Genomic DNA, 23791 nt, shown 5'->3' with positions numbered 1-23791 from the left:
GCGGTTGGCGGTGCGCACTGCAACCGTTCGGGAAAAGCGACGCCGCACGCGAGTGGGCGTGCGGTAACGGTACGGACGCGGCCAAATCGCGATGATATGCCAACGGCTGAAAACCGGCCGGCCGCCGGCACGCGCGCCGTCGAGCCGACACACCGCACAAAAAAAAAGCGCGAACCGCGGTTCGCGCCAAAGAGAGACCTCGCTGAAGACGTCACACCACCCCACCACCCCGCTTAGAACGAATGCCGCATCCCGATCCGCACGTCGGCCTGCGTTTGCGTCGTCGACGGCGTGAAGCTGTAGCCGATCACCGCATCGACACCCTGCGACGCGCGCAGATAGTCGCCGGAGATGTACACGTCGGTGCGCTTCGACAGCAGGTAATGCAGGCCGGCCGTGCCCTGGTTCCAGTGATGGCCTTCGAAGCGCGTGTGCTGGTAGCCCGCGATGAAGCTCAGCGCCGGCGTGAACTGGTACAGGCCGCCGCCTTCGTACACCTGCATGTGCGACGACTGGCCGAAGCCCTTGATCGTCGTATACGAGTAGTTGGCGTCGAGCGTCAGCTTGCCGATCGTGTAGCTCGTGCCGATGCCGAACGTGCCCTGGCTGTCGACGTCCATCGGCGTGTTCGCGAACAGGTCGGTGCGCGCGCCGGTCGCGGGATCGACGGTGACGGTCTGCTGGCCGAGGAACGTGTGCGTGCCGATCATCGCGTACGGATCGAACGCGTAGATGCCGTTCGGGTTGTTCAGGCGCGTGTACGCGGCGCCGATCGAGAAGTCGCCCTTCGTGAAGCTCGCGCCCGCGCTCCATGCGCTGTTGCGATGGAAGTTGCCCGCGACGTTGCCGAACGAGTACATCGCGCCGACCTTGAAGCCGCTCATGTCGTTCGACAGGAACTTCACCGAATTCGGCAGGCGGTCGCCGTTGAAGCGGTCGAAGTCGCCCTGGTGGATCGCATAGCCGCTGCCCCACGCCGAGATGTTGTAGATCGACACCAGTTCGTTCGTGATGTCGAGCTGGTTACCGAACGACAGCGTGCCCCAGTCGTTCTGCAGGCCGACATACGCCTGCCGTCCGAATTCGGCGCCGCCGAAGCCGAGTTGCCCGTTGCCGAGACGGAAGCCGCTCTCGAGCGCGAACACGGCCTTCAGGCCGCCGCCCAGGTCTTCGGTGCCCTTGAGGCCGAAGCGGTTTCCGTATGCGACGCCGTCGTCGAACTTGACCACGTGCGAACCGCCCGTGTTGTTCACGTAGGTGATCCCGGCGTCGAGAATCCCGTACAACGTCACGCTGCTTTGCGCATGCCCGATGGCGGGAATACAGGCCGCGCATGCAAGCGCGGCGGCTACGGCAACTTTCGTGTGCTTCATTGTCGACCACCCTCCCTGAACCGTTCGATGGATAGAATCGCTTCCCGACGCGTGCCGCGATGCGCCGGTGGATTCGAATTCAGACCGCCCCGCTGGCTTCGGCATTTCGTTTTCCGCAATAACGCAGCCATTGGCGAAAAATACAAACCCATATTTCGCGTCACCCGTCTGAAGGCGACACTAAATGGTCACGATGCGACGGATCGGGAAAACACGTAGACAGGCGGCGCGGTGAAAACCGGCCGCCCGAAGAGAGGGAATCAGCGCGCGTCGAGGGCCGCGCGCACGGCCGGCAGGCCCGGTGCGCCGGCCGCCGTCGTCACGCCGTCGAGCCAGGCGGCAACCAGCGCCGGCTCGGCCTTCAGCGCATGCTGCGCCGCGAGCGCGGGCGACGTCTTGTTGTCGAGCATGTCGGCGATCATCCGGTTCTCGACGTCGACCGAGAACGTCATCTGCCGGAACAGCCGCGCGAGATTCGCGCACTGGCCGGCGAACCCGGAACGCGTGACCGTATTGACCGTCGCGCCGCCGTAGTTCGGGCCGAAATACGCATCGCCGCCCGACAGATACGTCAGATGGAACTTCGTGTTCATCAGATGCGGCTCCCACGCGAGAAACACGATCCAGCGCTTGTCGCGCACCGCGCGCTCGACCTGCGTGAGCATACCGGTCTCGCTCGATTCGACGAGCGACCAGTTCGCGGACCCGAGCGCGTGGTCGGACAGCATCCGCTTGATGTTCTGGTTCGCGGGCGCGCCGGGCTCGATCCCGTAGATCTTGCCGCCGAAGCGGTCCGCGTAGCGCGCGAGATCGGCGAACGTATGCACGCCGGCGGCGGCCACATAGTCGGGCACCGCGAGCGTGAACTTCGCGCCGCTCAGGTTCGCATGCAGCACGTCGATCGATTTCTCGTCGACGAACGGCTTCACGAGCGGCGCCTGGGCGGGCATCCAGTTGCCGAGGAACACGTCCACCTGCCCCTTCTTCAACCCCTGGTACGTGATCGGCACCGACAGATTCGCCACGTCCTGCCGATAGCCGAGCGCCTTCAGCACGACGCCCGCCATCGCGTTCGTCGCGTCGATGTCGGTCCAGCCGGGCGCCGCCATCTTCACGTCGCTGCACGTCTGCGGATCGGCGGCAGACGCAGGCTGCATCGCCACCACGCACGCGGCGGCGGCGAACGCCGCGCCGATCCTTCGGATTGCTGCATTGCCTTGCCGTTTCATGGTTCGCTTCCTCCGTCGTTTTTCAATGACCGCGATGCCGGACGCTCAGCGCCCGACGCGCGGAAAACGCGCCATCGCCTCGAGCGTGTCGAGTTCGATGTGATTGCGCATGTAGCGCTGGCTCGCGTCGGTGAACGGCTGCCAGTCCCACGCCTGGATGCGGCCCTGCGTCGTCGCCGCGTAATGGAAACGCCGGCGCCGCTGGCTCGCGCGCACCTGCCTGTCCAGCTCGGGCAGGTTCCAGCGCTGCGCGGCGTGCGCGCGGAACGCGGCGAGCACGTCGGCGGCTTCCGGCCGGCCGGCCAGGTTCGTCAGTTCGCGCGGGTCGTCGGACAGGTTGTAGAGCTGATCGGGATCGGCCGGGCAATGCACGTATTTCCAGTCGCCGCGGCGGATCATCACGACCGGCGCGAGCGCGCCTTCCGCGAGGTATTCGCCGAGCGCGACATCGTGCGCGGGCGTGCCGTGCAGATGCGGCACGAGGCTCGCGCCGTCGACCGGGTCCGGCCAGCCGCCGGCGGGCGCGGCGCCGGCCAGCTCGACGAGCGTCGGCAGCAGGTCGACGTGCGACACGGGGCCGCGCACGCGCGCGGCGTCGAAGCGGCCCGGCGCATGCACGATCAGCGGCACGCGGCAGCCGCCTTCGAAGAACGTCATCTTGTACCAGAGGCCGCGCTCGCCGAGCATGTCGCCGTGGTCCGACGTGACGATCACGATCGTGTCGTCGGCGAACCCGCATTGCTCGAGCGCGGCCAGCACGCTGCCGAACTGCGTATCGACGTAGGACGTCGCGCCGTAATACGCGCGGCGTGCGGCGCGGATCTGCGCGTCGGTCGGCGGCGTGCGGTCGTTCTCGCAGACGAAGCGCAGCCGCTGCGAATGCGGATCGCTGTCGGCGGCATCGAGCCGCACGGCCGGCATGTCGATCTCGTCATCGTCGTAGCGATCCCAGTATTCGCGCGTGATCGCATACGGGTCGTGCGGATGGGTCAGCGACACGACCATGCAGAACGGCCGCGCATCGTGCCCGGCCGCGCGCTCGCGCGCGACGTCGTACAGCTTCTGCTTCGCGGCGAACGTGACCTCGTCGTCGAAGTCGAGCTGGTTCGTGCGCACGCACGGGCCGGCGTCGAGCACCGAACTCATGTTGTGATACCAGCTCGGCCGCTCGGTCGGGCTGTCCCAGTCGGGCACCCAGCCGAAATCGGCCGGATAGATGTCGGTCGTGAGGCGTTCCTCGAAGCCGTGCAACTGGTCGGGTCCGCAGAAATGCATCTTGCCGGACAGCATCGTCCGGTAGCCGCCCGCGCGCAGGTAGTGCGCGAACGTCAGCGTTTGCGCCGGCAATTCGGCGGCGTTATCGTAGGCGCCGATCCCCGACGGCAGCTTGCCGGTCAGCAGCGAGAAGCGCGACGGCGCGCACAGCGGGCTCGCGCAGTAAGCGGCGTCGAACACCACGCCTTCGGCGGCGAGCCGGTCGAGCGTCGGCGTGCGGGCGACGCGGTTGCCGTAGGCCGGCAGCGCGAACGGCGTGAGCTGGTCGGCCATCAGGATCAGGATGTTGGGTGTCGGGTTCGTCATCGGCGGTCGTGGGGAAAGCGGTGTTCGAATGGAACGGCTCGCCGTTCGGGCAGCGAGACGTCCGGCATGACGGAGGCGGCCTGAAGAAACTGCCGCGCGGGCGGGCCGCGCTGGCTAGAATCGCGGGAGGCCTGTCGGCCGCCACGGAGCGCGTGTGCCGCACCGTCCGCTGCACTATCGCCCGCCCGAATTCGCGCGGGTAGGCGTCCGGCCCTTATGGGGCCATTAGAGGGACTTATGTCGAAACCCGAACCGTTACCGTCGATGCAGGCGCTGCGCGCGTTCGAATCGGCCGCCCGGCTCGCGAGCTTCACGGCCGCCGCGCGCGAGCTCGGCTCGACGCAACCGGCCGTGAGCCAGCAGGTGTATCAACTCGAAGCCGAACTCGGCGTGCCGCTGTTCGAACGCAGCCCGCGCGGCGTCACGCTGACCGCCGATGGCGAGTGCCTGTACGAAGCCGTGCGCCTGAGCCTCGACACGCTGCGCGGCGCGACCGCGACGCTGCGCGCGCGCCGCGAGCACGGCGCGCTCACGATCGTCACCGACTTCGGTTTCGCGACCTACTGGCTGATGCCGCGTCTGGCCGGGTTGAAGCGCGTGATGCCGGACGTCGACGTGCGCGTCGTCACGTCACAGGATTACGACGCGCAGCGTGACCACGGCGACATCGCGATCCTGTTCGGCGACGGCCACTGGCCGTCGTGCACGGCCGCGCGGCTGTTTCCGGAATCCGTGACGCCCGTCTGCGCGCCCGCGTTCCGCGACGCGCACCCGGGCGTCACGCGGCCCGACCATCTGCTCGCGCTACCGCTGCTGCACGTGCAGCCGACGCGCCCCGAGCGCTGGCTGTCGTGGTCGGGCTGGTTCGACGCGCACGGCCTGGAACCGCCACCCGCCGCCCGCGGCGTGACCTTCAACAGCTATGCGCTCGTGATCCATGCGGCGCTGCTCGGCGAAGGCGTGGCGCTCGGCTGGTCGCCGCTCGTCGACGAACTCGTCGCGTGCGGCCAGCTCGTGAAACTGGTCGATGCGCCCGTCGTCACGTCGCGCGGCTACTTCCTGGTGCGGCCGCCGCAGCGGCCCGAGCCGGACGCGACGCACGTGTTCCGGCGCTGGCTGCTCGACGCGTGCGCGGGGGCCTGACGCAGCGCCCGTCCCGCTGGCCCCGCTGGCCCCGCTGGCGCACCGATACCAGCCACACGGCGGGTTGGTTCTATCCCGCCCGAAATCGTCCTGATTTACTTGAGTCTCCCGCTACCCGCGCGGCGCGGCGCTGTCGTGCGCCGCCGCGCGGCCGTGCGCCCCTGCCATCCGAGGAGTCTCATGACCGCCGAGCACCGCCCCGATCAATTCGTCCTGACACTGTCGTGCCCGAGCGCGGCCGGCCAGGTCGCCGCCGTCGTCGGCTTTCTCGATCGCCATCGATGCTATGTCGATGCGCTGAACGTGTTCGACGACGATCTCAGCAACCGCTTCTTCGTGCGCTGCGTCTTTCATCCGACGGATGAAACGCTGCAGATCGACGCGCTGCGCCAGGAATTCGCCCCGATCGCGGCCGGACTCGGCGGCCACGCGGGCGACATGCAATGGGCGATCCATGACGTCAATGCGCGGCCGAAGGTACTGATCATGGTGTCGAAGCTCGAGCACTGCCTCGCGGACCTGCTGTTCCGCTGGCGGATGGGCGAGCTGAAGATGGACATCGTCGGCATCGTGTCGAACCACCCCGACTTCGAGCCGCTCGCCGCGCAGCACGGACTGCCGTTCCGGCACTTCCCGATCACGGCCGAGACCAAGGCGCAGCAGGAAGCGCAATGGCTCGACTTCTTCGAATCGAGCGGCGCCGAGCTCGTGATCCTCGCACGCTACATGCAGGTGCTGTCGCAGGAGACGAGCGCGAAGCTCGCGAATCGCGCGATCAACATCCACCACTCGTTCCTGCCCGGCTTCAAGGGCGCGAAGCCGTATCACCAGGCGCATGCGCGCGGCGTGAAGCTGATCGGCGCGACCGCGCACTTCGTCACCGACGATCTCGACGAAGGCCCGATCATCGAGCAGGTCGTCGAGCGTGTCGATCATGCATTGCGTCCCGAGCAACTGCTCGCGGTGGGACGCGACGTCGAAAGTCTCACGCTCGCGCGTGCGGTGAAGGCGTTCATCGAGCGGCGGGTGTTTTTGAACGGCGACCGGACGGTGGTGTTTCCGTAAGCAGACCGCCGTCGCGTTCGAAGGCGGCAGAAACGAACAAGGCCCGACCGGCGTGTTCCGTTCGGGCCTTTTTTTGCCGTCGTGTTGCGCCGGCGCTTCTCGCGATGGCCCCGTGTGCGGTTTCCGGAGCCATCGCGTGCTGCCACACGCACGCATCGGCATGCATTACCGCATCACTTCACCCACGCGAAGTAATACGACAGCCAGATCGTCAGCCCCGCACCGATCAGCGCCGCATACGGCATCAGGCTCAGCCACATCGCGCGCTGCGGCACTTCGAGCTCCATGTCGCGCTGCATCTGCGCGGGGAAACGGCCGCGATCCTGCCAGTAGTGGCGGAACAGGAACACCGGCACGATCAGCAGCATCGCGATCAGCCCGTTGCGCAGCGTGCCTTCACCCTGCAGGTTCGCGCCCGCGCCGACGTAGACGAGGTTCGCATAGCCGCAGATCGAGCCCGCGACGAGCAGCCAGGTCGGGCAGCGGAACGGCCGGTCCCAGTTGCCGCGATCCATCCGGTGGATCCAGCCGGACTGGAGATTCAGGAATACGAACAGCATGTAGCAGACGTTCGAGATCGACAGCACCGTCATGTAGTCCGACATCATCAGCAACACGAGGTTGAAGCCGAGATCGGTCCACATCGCGCGCGTGGGTGAGCCGTGCTCGTTCACGTGCGACAGGTACTTCGGCAGCCAGCCGTCGACCGATGCCTGGTACAGCGTGCGCGACGAGCCCATCATCGACGTCATCACGATCAGCAGGATCGACAGCATCAGCATCACGACGACCGCGTTCGCGACCCACGCGCCGCCGCCGACGATCTTCGCCATCGCGGCCGCGACGCCGGTACCGTCGCCAATCGCCGGATCGAGCATCGCCTGCGTGCCGAGCGCGCCCTGGAACGCCATCGGTACGAGCGTCATCACGACGAGACACAACGCACCCGACCAGAAAATCGCCTTGGCGGTATCGCGCCGCGGATCGCGGAATTCGCGCGTATAGCAGACGGCCGTCTCGAAGCCGTACGAGGCCCAGCCGGCCATGAACATCGCGCCGAGCGCCATCGTCACGCCCTGCCCGTTCCACGAGCCGAAGGTCGCGGCCGTGAGGTTGCCCTGCGCGTCGTGACCGAGCGGCAGCAACGGGAGCAGGTTCGACATCGGCACGTCGCCGGTGACGAACGGCACGATGCCGACGATCAGGAGCGGCGTGAGCGATGCAATCCCGAGAATGCGCTGCGTACGCGCAGCCTTCGATGCGCCGCTATGCTGAAGCTTGAACGTGATGAGAAGCAGAATCGTCGCGATGATGAACGTCGCGTTGATTCGCAGAGACAGACCCGGCTTGATGAAACCGAGATCCGCAACCTTGAGTTGCCAGTGCAGCACCGCCGCATCGGCGGGAAAGAGGCTCGTGAGCGCATAGCTCGCCGCGAGGCCGCAGCCGAGCGCAAGCATCGGCGACCACGCGAGCCAGTTGCACCACACGGACACCGGGGCAATCAGCTTGCTGTAACGGACCCAGCCAATCGCGCCGTACACCGACGCGCCGCCCGATTTATGGGGAAATAGCCCCGATATTTCCGCATAAGTCGCGCTTTGAATCAGCCCCATCGTGATCGCGGCGATCCAGATCGCCCACGCGGGCTGGCCGATCGTCGCGCATACGCCGCCGATCGTGAACAGCACGCCTGCCGGCACGCCGCTCGTCACCCAAAAAGCGTCTTTCCAGGTCAGGCCACGATGCAGCGTGTGGCCCGTCGAATCATGTGAGATGGGTGTTCCAACATCACTGGTGCGGTTCGCACGCAGTCCTGCCTGACTCATCCAGTTCCTCCTGTGATGATTCTGCACAAGCGCCGTAGTGTAACAACTTACGGGCTTTTTTGCAGAATCTGAAAAAGAATTCCGGGATATGGCCGCATTACATCCTGATTGTTTCGGATTCCTGCATGCCATTCCCGGCGTGTTTTTATGATGATTCGTACGACGTATGTCGAGGTGCTTACTGCGCGCCTTCCGTCCACGAATTCACGCGGTCCGCATGGGCTGCGATCCACGCGTCGGCGGCTGCTTCCGGCTTCGAGCCGTTCTGGATCGCCAGCATCACGCTGTCGATTTCACCCGGCTTCCACTGGAATTTCTTCAGGAATGCGACGACCGGCTTCGCCTTGGTTTCGAGGCCCGGATTCACGACGCTGTCGACGTGCTCGGCGCCGCCGAACACCTTCTTCGGATCCTCGAGGAAGCGCAGCTTCCATTTCGCGAACATCCAGTGCGGCGCCCAGCCCGTCACGATCACCGGCTTGTTCGCGCCCACCGAACGCGACAACTCGGCCGTCATCGCGCTGCCCGAGCTCGGCATCAGCGTGTAGTTCAGCCCGTAGCTCTTGATCGCGTCGTCGGTCTTGCGCATCACGCCGGCGCCCGCATCGATGCCGACGATCCGGCCGCCGAAGCTGCCCTTCTCGGCGTTCAGGTCGTCGATGCTCTTCGCCTTCACGTACGCGGGCACGATCAGGCCGATCTTCGCATCGGGGAAATTCGCGCCGAGGTCGACGACCTTGGCCTTGTACTCGTCCCAGTACGAGCCGTGCGTGACCGGCAGCCACGCGGACAGCGTCGCATCGAGATCGCCGCGCGCAACGCCCTGCCACATGATGCCGGCCGCGACCGGCACGAGCTTCACTTCGTAGCCGAGCTTCTTCTCGATCACGCGGGCCGCGACGTTCGACGTCGCGACGCTGTCGTCCCAGCCTTCGACGTAGCCGATTTTCAGCGTCGGCTTCGTATCGGCGAGCGCCGATGCGCTCAATGCCACCATTGCCGACAGAGCGCCGGTCCACAACAGCTTTCCGAACAGTTTCATGGTCGATCTCCTTGGTCTGCGCACCGTGCGCGTTGTCTCTCTAGGTTCTTCAACCACAAATCCGCGGTATCGTTGTTTTCCGACGGAAGCTTGTCCGGACGCGACGCGCCCGGACAGCCGATGGCCTGTTTCGACTACTTGTCGATCACGAGATCCGACAGCGGCTTGCTGCAGCACAGCAGCACCATCCCCTGATCGATCTCGCGCTGGCGGATGCCGCCGTTGTGCTTCATCTCGACCTGCCCCGACACCAGCTTCACCTTGCAGGTGCCGCACATGCCCTGCGTGCACGAGGCCGGCAGCCGCACGCCCGACTGGCGCGCCGCGTCGAGCACGTGCTGCTCCGAGCCGCACGCGATCTCGCGGTTGCTCTTCGCGAAGCTGACCGTGTACTGCTTCGTCGCGGCGTCGACACCCTCGGCGGCCGGCACGAGTTCGGCGAGCACTTCGTCGCTCGCGGTCTGCGCGAGCGTCTCGAACGAGAAGCTTTCTTCGTGATACTGCTTGCGATCGAAGCCGGCTTCGTCGAGCAGGTCGCGCACCGCCTTCATGTACGGCGCGGGGCCGCACGTGAAGATCTCGCGCTCCATGAAATCCGGCGCGATCAGCTTCAGCAGCGGCAGCGTCAGGAAGCCCGTGACGCCCGGCCAGTTGGTACGTGCGCCGACGCGCTCGACGACGAACGACGTGCGGAAATTCGTGTGGTTCGACGCGATCAGGTCGAGCTCGCGCGCGAAGATGATGTCGTCCGGCGTACGTGCGCTGTGCACGAACAGGATGTCGCGATCCTCGGCGAGATCATGGTGCGCGCGGCTCATCGACATCAGCGGCGTGACGCCCGAGCCGGCCGACAGGAACAGGTACTTGCGCGCCGGATGCCGTGCGCACGTGAATTCGCCGGCCGGGCCGAGCACGCGTACCGCCGCGCCCGGCTGCAGGTTGTCGTGCAGCCAGTTCGACACCTTGCCGCCCGGCACGCGCTTGACCGTGATCGAGATCGTGTGCGGCCGCGCCGGCGACGACGAGATCGTGTAGCAGCGATTGATCGTCTCGCCGTCGATGTCGAGCTCGAGCGTGATGAACTGCCCGGGCTCGAACGAAAACGTGCGGCCCTGCGGCGAACGGAAGAAGAAGCTCTTCACGTCGTGGGTTTCCTGCCGCACGTGGCAGCACACCAGCGTTTCCTCGACGTCGCTCGTCCAGCGCTCGGGCAGCGCGTTCCAGAACGCCGGGTGCGTCACCCGGCTGTCCGCCGGCTCGAAATTGGCCGCATCTCGCATCATGTCTTGCTCCGCATATACGCTGCTAAGTACTACGCGCCGGTTTTTTCGGCGAGCCGGCCGATGTACCAGGCCGAGAATTTTTCGACGAGACCTTCCGTGTACGGCGAATACGGGCCCGGCTCGTACGCGCTGCTGGTCGCGCCGCGCTGCGAGAATTCGACGAGCGCGCGATCCTGGTCATTGGTCGCGTTCCACACGGCCGTGAGGTTCTTCACGTCGTAGTCGATGCCTTCCTTCGCGTCCTTGTGCACGAGCCACTTCGTGCGCACGAGCGTCTTGCCGGCCGACAGCGGGATCACCGAGAACGTCACGATGTGATCGCTCATGAAGTGGTGCCACGAGTTCGGCTGCGTCCAGAACGACAGCCCGCCGAGATCGGCCTTGTCGAAGCCGCCGAGCAGCTTCTTCGACGCGACCTTCGCATCGAGCGTCTGCGATTCGCCATGACGATCGAGCGGCAGGCGCTGCGTGCGGAAACCCGTCACGTCGAGCAGCTTCTCGATTTCGGCGGACGGCAGGCCCATCTCGGCCCACTCCTTGCCGCGCCGCACGCACGTTTCGGCGAATGCGTCCATGCCTTCGGCGTTCGCGTCGGAACGCTGGTAGCCGAAGCCGTATTCGTACAGCGAGATCGTCAGCTCCGGATGGTTCGCGACGCAGTGATAGCACTCGCGGTTGTTCTCCATCGTGAGCTTCCAGTTGCCTTCCTCGATGATGTCGATCTGCGCGGCGATCTTCGTGTTCGGCAGGTCGTGCGGCAGCAGGTACGGCTCCATCTCGGCGCGCATCTGCGCGAAATCGACCGGCGGCTCGTCCGCGAGGCAGATGAAGATCAGGCCCGCGAGATTCTCGACGTGCACCGACTTCAGGCTGTGCTTGCAGCGATCGAACTTCTCGCCCATGTGCTCGGCGAACATCAGCTGGCCCGTCAGGTTGTAGGTCCAGCTGTGGTACGGGCACACGATGTTGCCGACCGAGCCTTTATCTTCGTTGCACAGGCGCGCGCCGCGGTGACGGCACACGTTGTGGAACGCGCGGATCGCCATGTCGTCGTCACGCACGATCAGGATCGAATCGCTGCCCAGCTCCACGGTCACGTAGTCGCCCGGCTCGGGAATGTCCGGTTCGATCGCCACCTGGATCCAGTGCTGGCGGAAAATCGCCTCCATGTCGAGCGCGAAGATGTCCTCGCTCGTGTAGAACGGTGCGTCGAGGCTGTGCCCTTCCTTGCGCCGCTCGATCAATGCACGAATGTCTGCCGATACTTTCATCGTTTGCTCCGGATTCCTTGCATCCCTGGGTTCTTGCCGACAGGCATCAAAATCAGTAGTCGATGAGCTGATGCTCGCGCAAATACGCGAGGATCACTTGTGCTTTTTCGACCGAACTCCCTTCATTTACGACGTTGCCGCCACGGCTTTCGGTCGTCGTCGCGGACAGCATCCGCGCATGCCCGGAGCGCTTCTCGGCGGCGACCAGCTTTACGGGTTTACGCTCGACCGGGCCGACCGTCCACGCGGCCGCATCGGCGTCCGCGCCGGGCGCCGCGAGCGCGGGCCGGATCGCGCCGGCGCGCAGCCGTGCATACGCATAGCGCGGCTCCACGCTCGCAAGCGGATGCACGGCGACGACGGCCGGCAGCGCCGCGTCGACACGCCGCCGCAGCCCTTTCGGCAAAAATTGCCGAACCGCCGCGCGGCCGCCGTCGACCGTCACGTCGACGGCCGAGCCCACGAGCGGATAGCCGAGCGCCGCGGCGATGCGATACGGCAGCATCCCGGTGTCGTACGCGCCCTCGGCGCGCGTACCGGTCAGCACGAGGTCGTAGCCGTCGAGGCGCGCGGCGAGTGCGTGCACGGCATCGTCGCCGTCGCGGCAGGCCAGCACTTCGACCTCTCGCGCACCGAGCGCCAGATACTCGGCGAGCGCCGCATTCGCGGGGTCGCCGGCATGAATCACATCGAGCGTCGCGCGATGCTTGTCGGCGAGCTGCCGGCCGGTTTCGAGCGCGGCCGCATCGTTGCGGCTGTAGCGCGCGACGCCGCTGACCGGATGCCGGCCGACGGACACGAGCACCGCGATGCGTTGCAAGGGACGAGGGGCGTTCATGCGGCGACTCCTTCGGGTTCACGGGTACCGACCGCGGCCGGCGATTCGCCGCGCGCGGCCCGCGCGGCCTGGACCTGTTCGATCAGCGCGGCGATCGTCGCCTGCGCGTCGCCGACCACCGTCAGGTTCGCGCGCTTCGCGATCGGCGCGCTGCCGTCGAGGTTGACCGCGATCACGTGGCGGCAGTCCTTGATCCCCTGCAGGTGCTGCACCGCGCCCGAGATGCCGAACGCGATGTACACGCTCGCCTCGACCGTCTTGCCGGTCGCGCCGACCTGCTTGTCGCGCGTGAAGTGGCCGTTGTCGACCGCGACGCGGCTCGCGCCGATCGCCGCGCCGAACACGCCGGCCAGCCGCTCGAACGCGCCGATGTCGGACACGCCGTTGCCGGCCGACACGATGAAATCGGCTTCCTCGAGCGCGACCTGGGCTGCGTCGATTTCGTCGAGGCCGAGATCGCGGTACGGCTGCGCGGCATCCCGCGCCGGGCGGATGAAGTCGGCGGCGACGCGCTCGCCCGCACCGACGAACGGCAGCTTCGCGTCCACCGCGTTCTGCGCGAGCAGGATCACGTCGGGCAACGCCCGGGTGGCAAATGCACGCCCGGCCTGCGCATACGCGCCCACATGCTTCGCGTCGATTTCGACGACGTGGGTCGCGACGCTCGCGCCGGCGGCCGCCGCGTAACGTCGGCCGAGATCGCCGTCGCCCGTCGCGTTGTCGGGCACGAACACGTGCTTCGGTGCGAGCGCGGCCACGCAGGCCTGCAATGCTTGCAGTTCGCTTTCGGGATCGAACGCACGGCGCTCGAAGCCGGCCAGCTCGATCAGCTTGTCGACGCCGAGTTCCGCGACGTCATCCTTCAGTTCGCCGAACGCGAGCAGCGCGACTTCCGTCTGCGCATCGGCGAGCACGGCGGCAGCGGCAATCGCCTGCCGCGAATGGTCGTCGAGCGCGCCGCGTTCGCTGTGCGCGACCACCAGCATCACGTGCTTCGGGTCCTGCAGCGCGCGGCGCGGCTTCGCGGCCGCGCCGCCATGACCGTGCGCGGACCACTGCGCGGCGTTCGCATCGGCGCTGCCTTCCTCGCCGAGCGTGATGCGCTTCAGGCCGGCGGCCGTGATGATGAACGGCCGGCGCGGATCGATTCGTTTGATCGTATTCATCGATTCACTCCAGCGAGGCAGCGACGAGTTCGGCGACGTCGAGCACGTCGGGGCGCGGGCCCACGACACCTTCGAGCATGGCCGTGCAGTTCGGGCACGCAACCGCGACCACGTCCGCGCCGATCGTGCGCGCGTCGGCGATGCGGATGTCCGGAATGCGCTGCTTGCCGGGGATGTCGGTCAGCGGCGCACCGCCGCCACCGCCGCAGCAGCGGCCGCGCATGCCGTTGCGCTCCATCTCGACGACCTGGATGCCGATCGTCTTCAACAGCTTGCGCGGTGCTTCGATCTCGCCGTTGTAGCGGCCGAGGTAGCACGGATCGTGATACGTGGTGCGCTTCTCCTGCAGCGCCTCGACCGCCTTCGGCGCGATCTTGCCGCTGTCGGCGAGTTCGGCCAGATAGGTCGTGTGATGCTTGACCGTCACGCGCAGCCCGAGCGCACGGTATTCGTTGCGCAGGCTGTGCATCACGTGCGGGTCGGCCGTCACGATCTGCTGGTACGACAGCGTGCCGAGCGTGCCGATCAGGCGCTTCGCCATCTGCTGGAACGTCGCTTCGTCGCCGAGCCGGCGGGCGACGTCGCCCGTGTCGGTCTCGGTCGGGCCAAGCACCGCGTAATCGACGCCCGCCTTGTTCAGCACCTTGACGAACGCGCGCAGCGTACGCTGGTAGCGCATGTCGAACGCGCCTTCGCCCGCGACGAACAGCACGTCGACCGGCTTGCCCGGCTGCGCGACCGGCGCGCTCAGGTCGACCGACCAGTCGTAGCGCGCGGCCGTGTCGTAGCCGCCCATCGTGCCCGTCTCGCGCAGGTTCGCGAGCACTTCCTGGCCCTTGCCCGGCACCGTGCCGTGCACGAGCGTGCGGTTGCGGCGCATGTCGACGATCGCGTCGACGTGCTCGATCAGCATCGGGCATTCCTGCACGCATGCGCGACAGGTCGTGCACGACCACAGCGTCTGCTCCTCGATCAGGCCCGACACGATCGGGCCGTTCGGCTCGCCGCGATGCTGGCCGACCGCGAGGCCCGGCGTCGGGCTGCCCGCGTACGCCGCATCGGTGCCGCCGGCCATCCCGACCACGAGATCCTGGATCAGCTTCTTCGGATTCAGCGGCTGGCCCGACGCGAACGCGGGGCACGCGGCTTCGCACTTGCCGCACTGCACGCATGCGTCGAAGCTCAGCAACTGATTCCAGCGGAATTCGACCGGCTTCGCGACGCCGTACTCCTGATGCTCGATGTCCGGCAGCTTCAGTGCGGTCGGCGGCGTGGCCGTGCCGTTGCCGGTGAACGATTCACGGGTGGCCGCGAAACGCTCCTGGCGCGGGTGGAACGCGAGATGCAGCAGGCCGGCGATCGCGTGCTTCATCGGGCCGCCCTTCGCGGCGCCGACCGTCATCGTGAACGCGCCGATGCCGATCAGCAGCGCGCAGAGCACCGCGAACGCACCCGACATCGCGCCGGTCGGCACCAGCATGAACAGCACGAGGCCGAGCGCGAACGAACCGAGCAGCCAGGGCAGCGTGTTCCACGGGCCGCGCGACAGGCGCGCCGGCACGTCCTTCGCCGCGCGGCGGCGCCACACGAACACCGCGCCGACCAGCATCGCGAGCGCCGCGACGAAGATCAGCTTGTCGAGCCACGGCGAGTAGATCGCGAGGCCGTAGTTGACGAACACCAGCGCGAGCGCGCCGATCGCGCCGCCGGCGGTCGCGACGTGAGTCTTCGCGATGTACGGATCGCGGGCGACCACGTGGTGCAGGTCGACGAAATAACGCTTCGGAATCGCGAACAGGTTCGCGACGCCGAACGAGCCGGGCGCCGTCGCGCGACCCAGACGCCAGTAGGACGAGCGCTTCGCGACCGCGAACGCGAGCCCCGCCACCGACAGCCACAACAGGGCGGTAATGAGGAAGGACGGGTTCATCTTTTAGAAATCCTTCACGAGACGCAGCGAGTCGTAGATCGCACCGTGGACGTTGTGCATCGAGATGCAGTCGCCGACACGGAACAGCAGGAAACGGCCGTTGCCGAGCTCTTCCGACAGGCACGGTTGCGGCTCGGCCGCGAACAGCGTGTGCGGATCGATCTGGCCGCGGTTCACCGATTCCGGCTTGAGCTTCCAGTACAGCTCGTCGTTCGGCGACGAACCGTTCTCGATCACCACCTGGTCGACCGCGCGCTCTTCCAGCTCCTCGGTGTACTCGTTGCGCAGCACGGCGATCATCTTGCCGTTCTCTTCATAGACGCGATCGAGCATCGTGTTCGGCGTCGGAATCACGCCGAACGCGTACAGGCGACGGTAGAAAATCGGGAACGTCGTGCCGCCGCAGTCGTCGGCCACCTTCACGTCGGGCGTCACCACCTCGACCTTCGAGCCACGGCTCGCCATGAAGTCGGCCACGCCCGCGCCGGCATGCGTGCTCACGCCGTCGAACAGCAGCACGTTCTGCTTCGGCTCGACCTTGCCGGTCAGGATGTCCCACGAGCTGACCGCGAGGCCTTCGGCCACGCCCCACGCCGGCACCTGCCACGTGAAGCTCGACCCGCCCGTCGCGAGCACGACGATGTCCGGCTTCTCGGCCATGATCATCTTCTCGTCGGCGGCCACGCCGAGGCGCCGGTCGACGCCCAGACGCTTCGTTTCCATGTCGAACCAGCGGATGATCCCCGACATCTGTTCGCGCTGCGGCGCCTTCGCGGCGATCATCACCTGGCCGCCCACTTCCGCGTTCTTCTCGAACAGCACGACGTCGTGGCCGCGCAGCTTCGCGACACGCGCCGCCTCCAGGCCCGCGGGGCCCGCGCCGACCACCACGACCTTGCGCTTCGGGCCACGCGACTTCTCGATGATGTGCGGCATCGTCGCTTCGCGCGACGTCGCCGCGTTCTGGATGCACAGCACGTCGAGGCCGTTGTACTGACGGTCGATACAGTAGTTCGCGCCGACGCACTGCTTGATTTCGTCCTCGCGGCCGTCGCGGATCTTGATCACCATGTGCGGATCGGCGATCTGCGCGCGCGTCATGCCGACCAGGTCGATCATCCCGTTCGCGAGCAGGCGCTCGGCCTGGCCCGCATCGCGGATGCTCTGCGCGTGCATCACCGGGATCTTCACGACCGACTTGATGCCGGCCGCGAGGTGCACGAACGGCTCCGGCGGCAACGCCATCGGCGGCATGCAGTTGGCGATCGTGTTGTGCGTGTCGCCGCCCGAGCCGACCACGCTCAGGTAGTCGATCAGGCCCGTCTCCGACATCGCCTGCGCGATTTCCTTCAGCGCCTCGTGATCGAGGCCGTCCTCGTGGAATTCGTCGCCGCACATGCGCAGGCCGACGCAGAAATCCTTGCCGACCGCCTCGCGCACGGCCGTCAGCACTTCGATGCCGAAGCGCAGGCGGTTTTCGAGGCTGCCGCCCCATTCGTCGGTGCGATGGTTCGAACGCTTGCTCCAGAACTGGTCGATCAGGTGCTGGTGCGCGGCGGAGATTTCGATGCCGTCCATGCCGGCCGCCTTCACGCGCTTCGCGGCCGCCGCGAAATCACCGATGATGCGGCGGATTTCCTCGATCTCGATGATCTTCGCATTGCCGCGGTGCACGGGTTCGCGCACGCCCGACGGCGACATCAGGTGCGGCCAGTGCTCGCCGTGGAACGACGAGCGGCGGCCCATGTGCGTCGCCTGGATCATGATTTTCGCGCCGTGCTTGTGCATCGTGTCGGCCAGGCGCGTGAGCGGGTCGATGATCTTGTCGGTCGACAGGTTCACCGATTTCCACCAGCCCTGCGGGCTGTCGATCGACACCGGGCTCGAACCGCCGCAGATGGCCAGGCCGACGCCGCCCTTCGCCTTTTCTTCGTAGTAGCGGATATAGCGGTCGCCCGGCAGGCCGCCCGGCTCGGCGTACACCTCCGCGTGCGCGGTGCTGACGATCCGGTTGCGCAGCGTCAGCTGGTTCAGCTGCATGGGTTTGAACAGGTGGGGATAACGCATCGCTGGCGACCTCTGGCGTTCGAATGTCTCGTGTTGCGGGTGTTGTTCTGTTTCAGTGAATCAATGCATCAGTGCGCGATCGGCGACACTTCGAAGACGCAGTGGTCGTGATGCTCGGCCGCACACTGCACTTCCTTCGATTGCGCGCGCGGGGCGCCCTTGCCTTCCGGCGTCGTGTCGTTGACCCAGTCCATCGCGCCGGCGAACCAGCCCGCGAACATGTAGCAGAGCTTGCCTTCCTTGCCCGGCTGCTGGAGCACGAACGACGAGTGGCGCAGTTCGATCTTCGCGCGGGCGCTCGCCGGATCGGCCTCAATGATCGAGAACAGGCCCCAGCCGCGTTGCGACAGGCGCTTCAGGTAGTGCTCGAACACGGCCATGCCGGTCAGGCCGTGCAGCTTCGCTTCCTTGTCGCACCAGTGGTACGCGGACTTGTAGCCGGCCTTGTAGAGGATTTCGGCATACGCTTCGACGCCGAGCGCTTCCTCGACGGCGACGTGGTTGTTCGTGAAGAAGTGGCGCGGCACGTACAGCATCGGCAGCGCGTCGGTGGTCCAGACGCCGGTATCGGGATCGACGTTGATCGGCAGTTGCGGTTGCATCGTGGTGACTCCGTGAGGAAAGTGGCCGCGCGGTTCAGTGCGCAGGCGCGACATCGTCCGCGCGCCAACGCGGCAAGCGTTGGCACGTCCCGATTTTTTTATGTTGAAACGCGAGTAGCGGGTTCGGCGGGGGTGGCGCTTACGCGCCCCACACGTCCTTGAACACGCGCACCCAGTTCTCGCCCATGATCTTGCGGATACGCGACTCCTTCCAGCCGTGGCGTTCCATCGCCGCGGTCAGGTTCGGGAATTCTCCGATCGTGCGGATGCCGTCCGGGTTGATCACCTTGCCGAAGTTCGTCAGCTGGCGATAGCGGCCCTTGTCATGCGTCAGCATGTCGAAGAATTCCTTCGCGAAATCCTGCGTGAAGTCCGTGCCGATGCCGACCGCGTCCTCGCCGATCAGGTTCACGACGTAGTCGATCGCCTCGATGTAGTCGTCGATGTTCGCTTCGATCCCGCGCTTCAGGAACGGCGCGAACATCGTCACGCCGACGAAGCCGCCCGCATCGGCGATCTCCTTCAGCTGCGCGTCGCTCTTGTTGCGCGGATGCTCCTTCAGGCCCGACGGCAGGCAGTGCGAATAGCACACCGGCTTCTTCGAGAACGCGATCGCTTCCGACGACGTGTTGCCGCCCACGTGCGACAGGTCGACCATGATGCCGACGCGGTTCATCTCGGTGATCACTTCGCGCCCGAAGTCCGACAGGCCGCCGTCGCGCTCGTAGCAACCGGTGCCGACCAGGTTCTGCGTGTTGTAGCAAAGCTGCACGACGCGCACGCCCATGTCGGCGAACGCTTCGATGTAGCCGAGGTTGTCCTCGAACGCATGCGCGTTCTGGAAGCCCAGGATGATCCCGGTCTTGCCTTCCTTCTTCGCGCGGAAGATGTCGTCCGTCGTGCGCACGAGCGTCAGCAGCTCGCCGTTGTCGCGGATCTTCTTCTTCATCACGCCGATGTTGTCGACGGTCTTGGTGAAGTTCTCCCACACCGACACCGTGCAGTTCGCGGCCGTGATGCCGCCACGGCGCATGTCCTCGAACACCGGCTTCTCGAACTTCGAGATGTTCAGTCCGTCGATGATGATGCTGTCCTGATGCAGCGTGCTCATATCTGCTCTCGCTCGTGTGACTGTTCTTGTGGGGGTCGATCAGTAGATCGGGAAGCGCTCGCACAGCGCGAAGATCTCGCGGCGCACGCGCTGTTCGGTTGCGTGGTCCCCTTCCGGGTTCGCGCGCAGCGCGTCGAACACTTCGAGGATCAGGCGGCCGATCTCGCGGAACTCCGCGACGCCGAAACCGCGCGTCGTCCCCGCCGGCGTGCCGAGGCGAATGCCCGACGTGACGGTCGGCTTCTCGGTGTCGAACGGGATGCCGTTCTTGTTGCAGGTGATGCCCGCGCGTTCCAGCGCCTGCTCGACCGGCGCACCTTTCAGGCCCTTCGGGCGCAGGTCGACCAGCAGCAGATGGTTGTCGGTGCCGCCCGTGACGAGATCGACGCCGCCGGCCTTCAGCACTTCGCCGAGCGCCTGCGCGTTCGCGAGCACGTTGTCGATGTAGGTCTTGAAGTCCGCGTGCAGCACCTCGCCGAACGCCACCGCCTTGCCGGCGATCACGTGCATCAGCGGGCCGCCTTGCAGGCCGGGGAACACGGCCGAGTTGATCTTCTTCGCGATCTCCTCGTCGTTGGTCAGCACGAAGCCGCCGCGCGGGCCGCGCAGCGTCTTGTGCGTGGTCGACGTGACGACGTGCGCGTGCTCGACCGGGTTCGCGTGGCGGCCCGCGGCGATCACGCCCGCGATGTGCGCCATGTCGACCATCAACTTCGCGCCGACGCTGTCGGCGATCGCACGAAAGCGTGCGAAGTCGAGCGCGCGCGGGTACGCCGAAAAGCCGGCGATGATGAGGTTCGGCTTGTGCTCGTGCGCGAGCGCCTCGACCTGGTCGTAATCGATCCGCATCGTGTCGCGGTTCACGCCGTACTGGACCGCGTTGAACCACTTGCCCGACAGCGCCGGCTTCGCGCCGTGCGTCAGGTGACCACCCGCGTCGAGCGACATGCCGAGCACCGTGTCGCCCGGCTTCGCCAGCGCGAGCATCACCGAGCCGTTCGCCTGCGCGCCCGAGTGCGGCTGTACGTTCGCATAGCCGGCGTTGAAGATCTGCTTCACGCGGTCGATCGCGAGCGCCTCGACTTCATCGGCGAATTCGCAGCCGCCGTAGTAGCGCTTGCCGGGATAGCCTTCCGCGTACTTGTTGGTCAGTACCGAGCCCTGCGCCTCGAGCACGGCGCGCGACACGATGTTTTCCGACGCGATCAGCTCGACCTGCGACTGCTGACGCTCGAGTTCCTTCAGGATGGCGCTGCGCACCGGCGCGTCGCGCTCGGCAAGGGGCTGCGAGAAGAAAGGCTGGGTGTTCGACATAGTGCGTCCGTGACGAAGAATAAAGGGCTGTAACCGAAGCTCAAGGCCCGCCGTGCCTGGGTTTCCCGCTCGTCCAGTGCAAGGCTGCCGACGGCTCTATTCTTGTCGTTCGGATTTTCGGCGGATTGATGAATTTAGACGCGTTCTTTGCCTTTTCCGCCATGCACGTCCGTTTTATACAAGTGACCGGTCGTGCTTTTCGGGATGACCTGCCGAAACGGTATCGATGATTCACCTATGGACACGCACACCGGCAGTGCGTTTGCCGCTCATTCGGGGTGCGGCTTGTCCCGGATACGGTGCAGTGCAGCATCGGCCTTACGCCCAGACAACGTATGGAGCTAGGGTTTAGCCGTATGGCACGCTTGTTGCGCTCGCTCACACAATACCGCAGCCCGATCCGTGCCCCGGGCGAAAAGCTATTAGAGATTCAAGGAACGCTCCCCATGTCGCCCGACCGCACAGCGTCGCTGTCCCACTTCGCGTTCATGCCTTTACCGAACTTCACGATGATCGCGTTCACCAATGCGATCGAGGTGCTTCGGATGGCGAACTACCTGAGCGGCCAGCCGCTCTACCGCTGGTCGGTGATCAGTCCGGACGGCGGCCCGGTCACGGCGAGCAACGGCCTCACGGTCGATACGGGCCCGGCCGAATGCGCGGGGCAACCCGACATCGTGTTCGTCTGCGGCGGCGTCGACGTGCAGCGTGCGACCACGCCTGCCCATCTTTCGACCCTGCGCCGCTTCGCGCGCGCGGGCATCCCGCTCGGCAGCCTGTGCACGGGCACCTATGCGCTCGCGAAGTCGGGGCTGCTCGCGGGCTACGCATGCGCGATCCACTGGGAGAACATGTCGGCGCTGAAGGAGGAGTTTCCGGACACGCGCTTCCTGAAGGAACTGTTCGTGATCGACCGCGACCGCATCACGTGCACGGGCGGCGTCGCGCCGCTCGACATGATGCTGAACCTGATCGCCGCGCGCGTCGGCACCGCACGCGTCACGCAGATCGCCGAGCAGTTCATCGTCGAACACGTGCGCGACACGAGCGCGCAGCAGCGCATGCCGCTCGTCGCGCGCCTCGGCTCGGCAAACAAGTCGTTGTTCGAAGTGATCGCGCTGATGGAGAACAACATCGAGGAGCCGCTGTCGCGCGAGGAACTCGCGCGGCTCGCGAACATGTCGCAGCGGCAGTTGCAGCGCCTCTTCCGCGAGCATCTCGGGATGACGCCGACGCACTACTACCTGACGTTGCGGCTGCGCCGCGCGCGCGAGCTGCTGCTGCAGACCGACATGTCGATCATGCACATCACGATGGCGTGCGGGTTCCAGTCGGCATGCCACTTCAGCAAGAGCTATCGCGACGCGTTCGGCGTCGCGCCGACGCGCGAGCGCCGCAAGCAGGTCGCGCCGCTCGCGCAGGGGGCGGCGAGTGCAGCGCCGGCGTTTCCGGCGCATGTGCTGCATGCGTGAAGCGGGCAGCATTTGAAGCAAAAAAAGCGGCCTTCAATCAAGGCCGCTTTTTGCTGGTACTTACGATCCCCACACCTGCATTTCATCGAGCGAGTACCCCCACTGCGTCGCCCGCTTCGTGCCGAGCATCCGCACGTAACGGCCCTGCCCGTTCAGGTTCGGCAGCGTCACATGGCCGTACGACACGCCGTTGCTCGTCGAGTAGATCGTCGTCCAGTTCGCATTGTCGTTCGACGTCTGGATCTGGTAGACGAGCGCGCCCGCGTCCCAGTACAGATCGATGCTGCTGATCGTCTTCGTCGCGCCGAGATCGACGGAGATCCACTGCGGATCGACGCCCGCGCCTTCCGGCGAATCCCAGCGCGTGCTCGTCGTGTTGCCGTCGAATGCCTTGTCCGGCGTGAGCGACGCGTTGTAGCTCGCCGACGCCGCGGCCGGCCGCCCCTGCGACAGCAGCGTGCGCGCCGCGGCCGGGCCGCCGTAGTAGTTCGCCCCGAGCTTCGCCTTCGTCGCATCCGCATTCACGCCGAACTGCGACAGGCTCCAGCGCTGGCCGGTCGACACGTCGCCGACGTAGAGCTGATAGCCGCCCGCCGTCGTCGACGAGAAGAACAGGTAGTTCGTACCACTGACAGGCGCCGGGTCCGAGTTGTTGCTCATGCAGTCGTTGAGCGCCAGCGCGCTCGGCGTCGACGCCGGGTCGGCCGTCTTCGCGTAGATCTGGTCGGCCCCGCCGCTGTCCTTCCAGCGCGCGTAGTACACCATGCCGTCCGCACGCACGGTCGGGTAGTACGTCTGCAGCCCGGCCGGACGATCGAACACGGCGGTGACGCCGGTCGCGATCGTGCGCTTCATCAGCCCCATGTTCGAGCCGGTGCCGGTCGCGTAGTACACGGCGCTCGCGTCCGGCGCGAGGAACGGCATCGAGTATTCGGCGCCGGCCGGCGCGTTCGTCAGGCTCACGATCGACGTGAACACCGGGCCCGCGCTCGTGTACGACAGCGTCGCCTGCTTGACGTCGCCGTTCTGCTTGAACACGAGCGTCTTGCCGTCCGCGCTGAACTTCGGGTCTTCGTTGCGCGTGGCGCCCGTGCTGTGCGTCATGTTGACGGGCGGCGTGCCGGCGCCGAGCTGCAGCATGAACACGTTCCATGCGCCGTTGCTGATCCCCATGAACGCGAGCCACTTGCCGTCGGGACTGAACACGCCGTTCATCGGATCGGTGATGCCCCACGCGCTCTTGCTGAGTTGCGTCAGCGTGCGGGCCGAGAAATCGTAGAGGAACAGCTGGCTCGTGCCGTCGCCGTACTTGACGTAGCTGTGATAGACGAGCTTGCCGGTCAGCGCGGCGGGGAACGTCGCATTCGGCTGGGCGGCGGGATTGTTGACGCAGGCTGCGGCTGCCACGCCGCTGAACAGGTTGAGGGCGAGGCCGGCCACGAGGCCCGCGACGAGGGTCTTCAATTTCACGCTGG

At 66.3% G+C, this 23791-nt stretch carries 18 protein-coding genes; 3 read left to right on the top strand and 15 right to left on the bottom strand.

Annotated features, from left to right (window positions below; genetic code table 11):
• Nucleotides 1–233 precede the first annotated feature (233 nt).
• The 3 genes from H0X95_RS15510 to betC all read right to left on the bottom strand — a co-directional run bounded on the left by H0X95_RS15510 (nucleotide 234) and on the right by betC (nucleotide 4183).
• Nucleotides 234–1373 (bottom strand): porin, encoded by a 1140-nt coding sequence (locus H0X95_RS15510; RefSeq protein WP_006483801.1) that lies wholly within the window; start codon nucleotides 1371–1373, stop codon nucleotides 234–236.
• Between the two features lie 260 nt (nucleotides 1374–1633).
• Entirely contained in the window at nucleotides 1634–2602 is a 969-nt protein-coding gene (gene choX, locus H0X95_RS15505) for a choline ABC transporter substrate-binding protein (RefSeq protein ID WP_006483794.1), read from the bottom strand.
• Nucleotides 2603–2647: 45 nt separating this feature from the next.
• The gene (gene betC / locus H0X95_RS15500) at nucleotides 2648–4183 is read right to left on the bottom strand and encodes a choline-sulfatase (protein ID WP_006491381.1); all 1536 of its coding nucleotides are present in this window, start codon (nucleotides 4181–4183) and stop codon (nucleotides 2648–2650) included.
• A 237-nt stretch (nucleotides 4184–4420) separates the two neighbouring features.
• Between betC and H0X95_RS15495 the strand changes: the two genes are divergently transcribed.
• Nucleotides 4421–5326, top strand: coding sequence for a choline sulfate utilization transcriptional regulator (locus tag H0X95_RS15495; protein WP_006486273.1), 906 nt, complete (start codon nucleotides 4421–4423; stop codon nucleotides 5324–5326).
• A gap of 180 nt (nucleotides 5327–5506) precedes the next feature.
• Nucleotides 5507–6391 (top strand): formyltetrahydrofolate deformylase, encoded by an 885-nt coding sequence (gene purU / locus H0X95_RS15490; protein WP_006486276.1) that lies wholly within the window; start codon nucleotides 5507–5509, stop codon nucleotides 6389–6391.
• A gap of 173 nt (nucleotides 6392–6564) precedes the next feature.
• On the opposite strand, the gene H0X95_RS15485 is transcribed toward purU, so the two are convergent.
• From H0X95_RS15485 to H0X95_RS15435, 11 genes are all read right to left on the bottom strand, one after another.
• Complete coding sequence (locus H0X95_RS15485) at nucleotides 6565–8220, bottom strand: APC family permease (RefSeq protein WP_006486278.1); 1656 nt, start codon at nucleotides 8218–8220, stop codon at nucleotides 6565–6567.
• Between the two features lie 178 nt (nucleotides 8221–8398).
• Nucleotides 8399–9262 (bottom strand): glycine betaine ABC transporter substrate-binding protein, encoded by an 864-nt coding sequence (locus H0X95_RS15480; RefSeq protein WP_006486270.1) that lies wholly within the window; start codon nucleotides 9260–9262, stop codon nucleotides 8399–8401.
• Between the two features lie 134 nt (nucleotides 9263–9396).
• A complete protein-coding gene (locus H0X95_RS15475) occupies nucleotides 9397–10545 on the bottom strand; it encodes a hybrid-cluster NAD(P)-dependent oxidoreductase (protein ID WP_060211956.1) in 1149 nt (382 codons plus the stop codon).
• 29 nt (nucleotides 10546–10574) lie between these two features.
• The gene (locus H0X95_RS15470) at nucleotides 10575–11816 is read right to left on the bottom strand and encodes an aromatic ring-hydroxylating oxygenase subunit alpha (protein WP_006486272.1); all 1242 of its coding nucleotides are present in this window, start codon (nucleotides 11814–11816) and stop codon (nucleotides 10575–10577) included.
• A gap of 52 nt (nucleotides 11817–11868) precedes the next feature.
• Complete coding sequence (locus H0X95_RS15465; protein ID WP_006491387.1) at nucleotides 11869–12654, bottom strand: electron transfer flavoprotein subunit beta/FixA family protein; 786 nt, start codon at nucleotides 12652–12654, stop codon at nucleotides 11869–11871.
• The gene (locus tag H0X95_RS15460) at nucleotides 12651–13820 is read right to left on the bottom strand and encodes an electron transfer flavoprotein subunit alpha/FixB family protein (protein ID WP_006488991.1); all 1170 of its coding nucleotides are present in this window, start codon (nucleotides 13818–13820) and stop codon (nucleotides 12651–12653) included. The genes H0X95_RS15465 and H0X95_RS15460 overlap by 4 nt, the downstream gene beginning before the upstream one ends.
• Before the next feature lie 4 nt (nucleotides 13821–13824).
• Nucleotides 13825–15750 (bottom strand): (Fe-S)-binding protein, encoded by a 1926-nt coding sequence (locus H0X95_RS15455; protein ID WP_006488989.1) that lies wholly within the window; start codon nucleotides 15748–15750, stop codon nucleotides 13825–13827.
• A 3-nt stretch (nucleotides 15751–15753) separates the two neighbouring features.
• Nucleotides 15754–17817: an NADH:flavin oxidoreductase gene (locus H0X95_RS15450; RefSeq protein WP_006488987.1), complete on the bottom strand. Its 2064-nt coding sequence runs from the start codon at nucleotides 17815–17817 to the stop codon at nucleotides 15754–15756.
• A 68-nt stretch (nucleotides 17818–17885) separates the two neighbouring features.
• Nucleotides 17886–18419: a DUF5943 domain-containing protein gene (locus H0X95_RS15445; protein ID WP_006488993.1), complete on the bottom strand. Its 534-nt coding sequence runs from the start codon at nucleotides 18417–18419 to the stop codon at nucleotides 17886–17888.
• A gap of 139 nt (nucleotides 18420–18558) precedes the next feature.
• The gene (locus H0X95_RS15440; RefSeq protein WP_006488981.1) at nucleotides 18559–19530 is read right to left on the bottom strand and encodes a dipeptidase; all 972 of its coding nucleotides are present in this window, start codon (nucleotides 19528–19530) and stop codon (nucleotides 18559–18561) included.
• Between the two features lie 39 nt (nucleotides 19531–19569).
• Nucleotides 19570–20844, bottom strand: a complete 1275-nt coding sequence (locus H0X95_RS15435) for a serine hydroxymethyltransferase (protein WP_006488995.1) — start codon at nucleotides 20842–20844, stop codon at nucleotides 19570–19572.
• 356 nt (nucleotides 20845–21200) lie between these two features.
• Here H0X95_RS15435 and H0X95_RS15430 point away from each other — a divergent pair, with 356 nt between their 5' ends.
• Nucleotides 21201–22316: a GlxA family transcriptional regulator gene (locus H0X95_RS15430; protein ID WP_077175816.1), complete on the top strand. Its 1116-nt coding sequence runs from the start codon at nucleotides 21201–21203 to the stop codon at nucleotides 22314–22316.
• 60 nt (nucleotides 22317–22376) lie between these two features.
• Here H0X95_RS15430 and H0X95_RS15425 read toward each other — a convergent pair whose 3' ends face one another.
• The gene (locus H0X95_RS15425) at nucleotides 22377–23786 is read right to left on the bottom strand and encodes a discoidin domain-containing protein (protein ID WP_006498743.1); all 1410 of its coding nucleotides are present in this window, start codon (nucleotides 23784–23786) and stop codon (nucleotides 22377–22379) included.
• Nucleotides 23787–23791: the final 5 nt, after the last annotated feature.

Source organism: Burkholderia sp. 9779_493 (assembly GCF_015712215.1).
Lineage (GTDB): Bacteria > Pseudomonadota > Gammaproteobacteria > Burkholderiales > Burkholderiaceae > Burkholderia > Burkholderia cenocepacia.
Note: the sequence above shows the minus strand (reverse complement) of the source record. Positions and strands in the feature narration are given on the sequence as shown.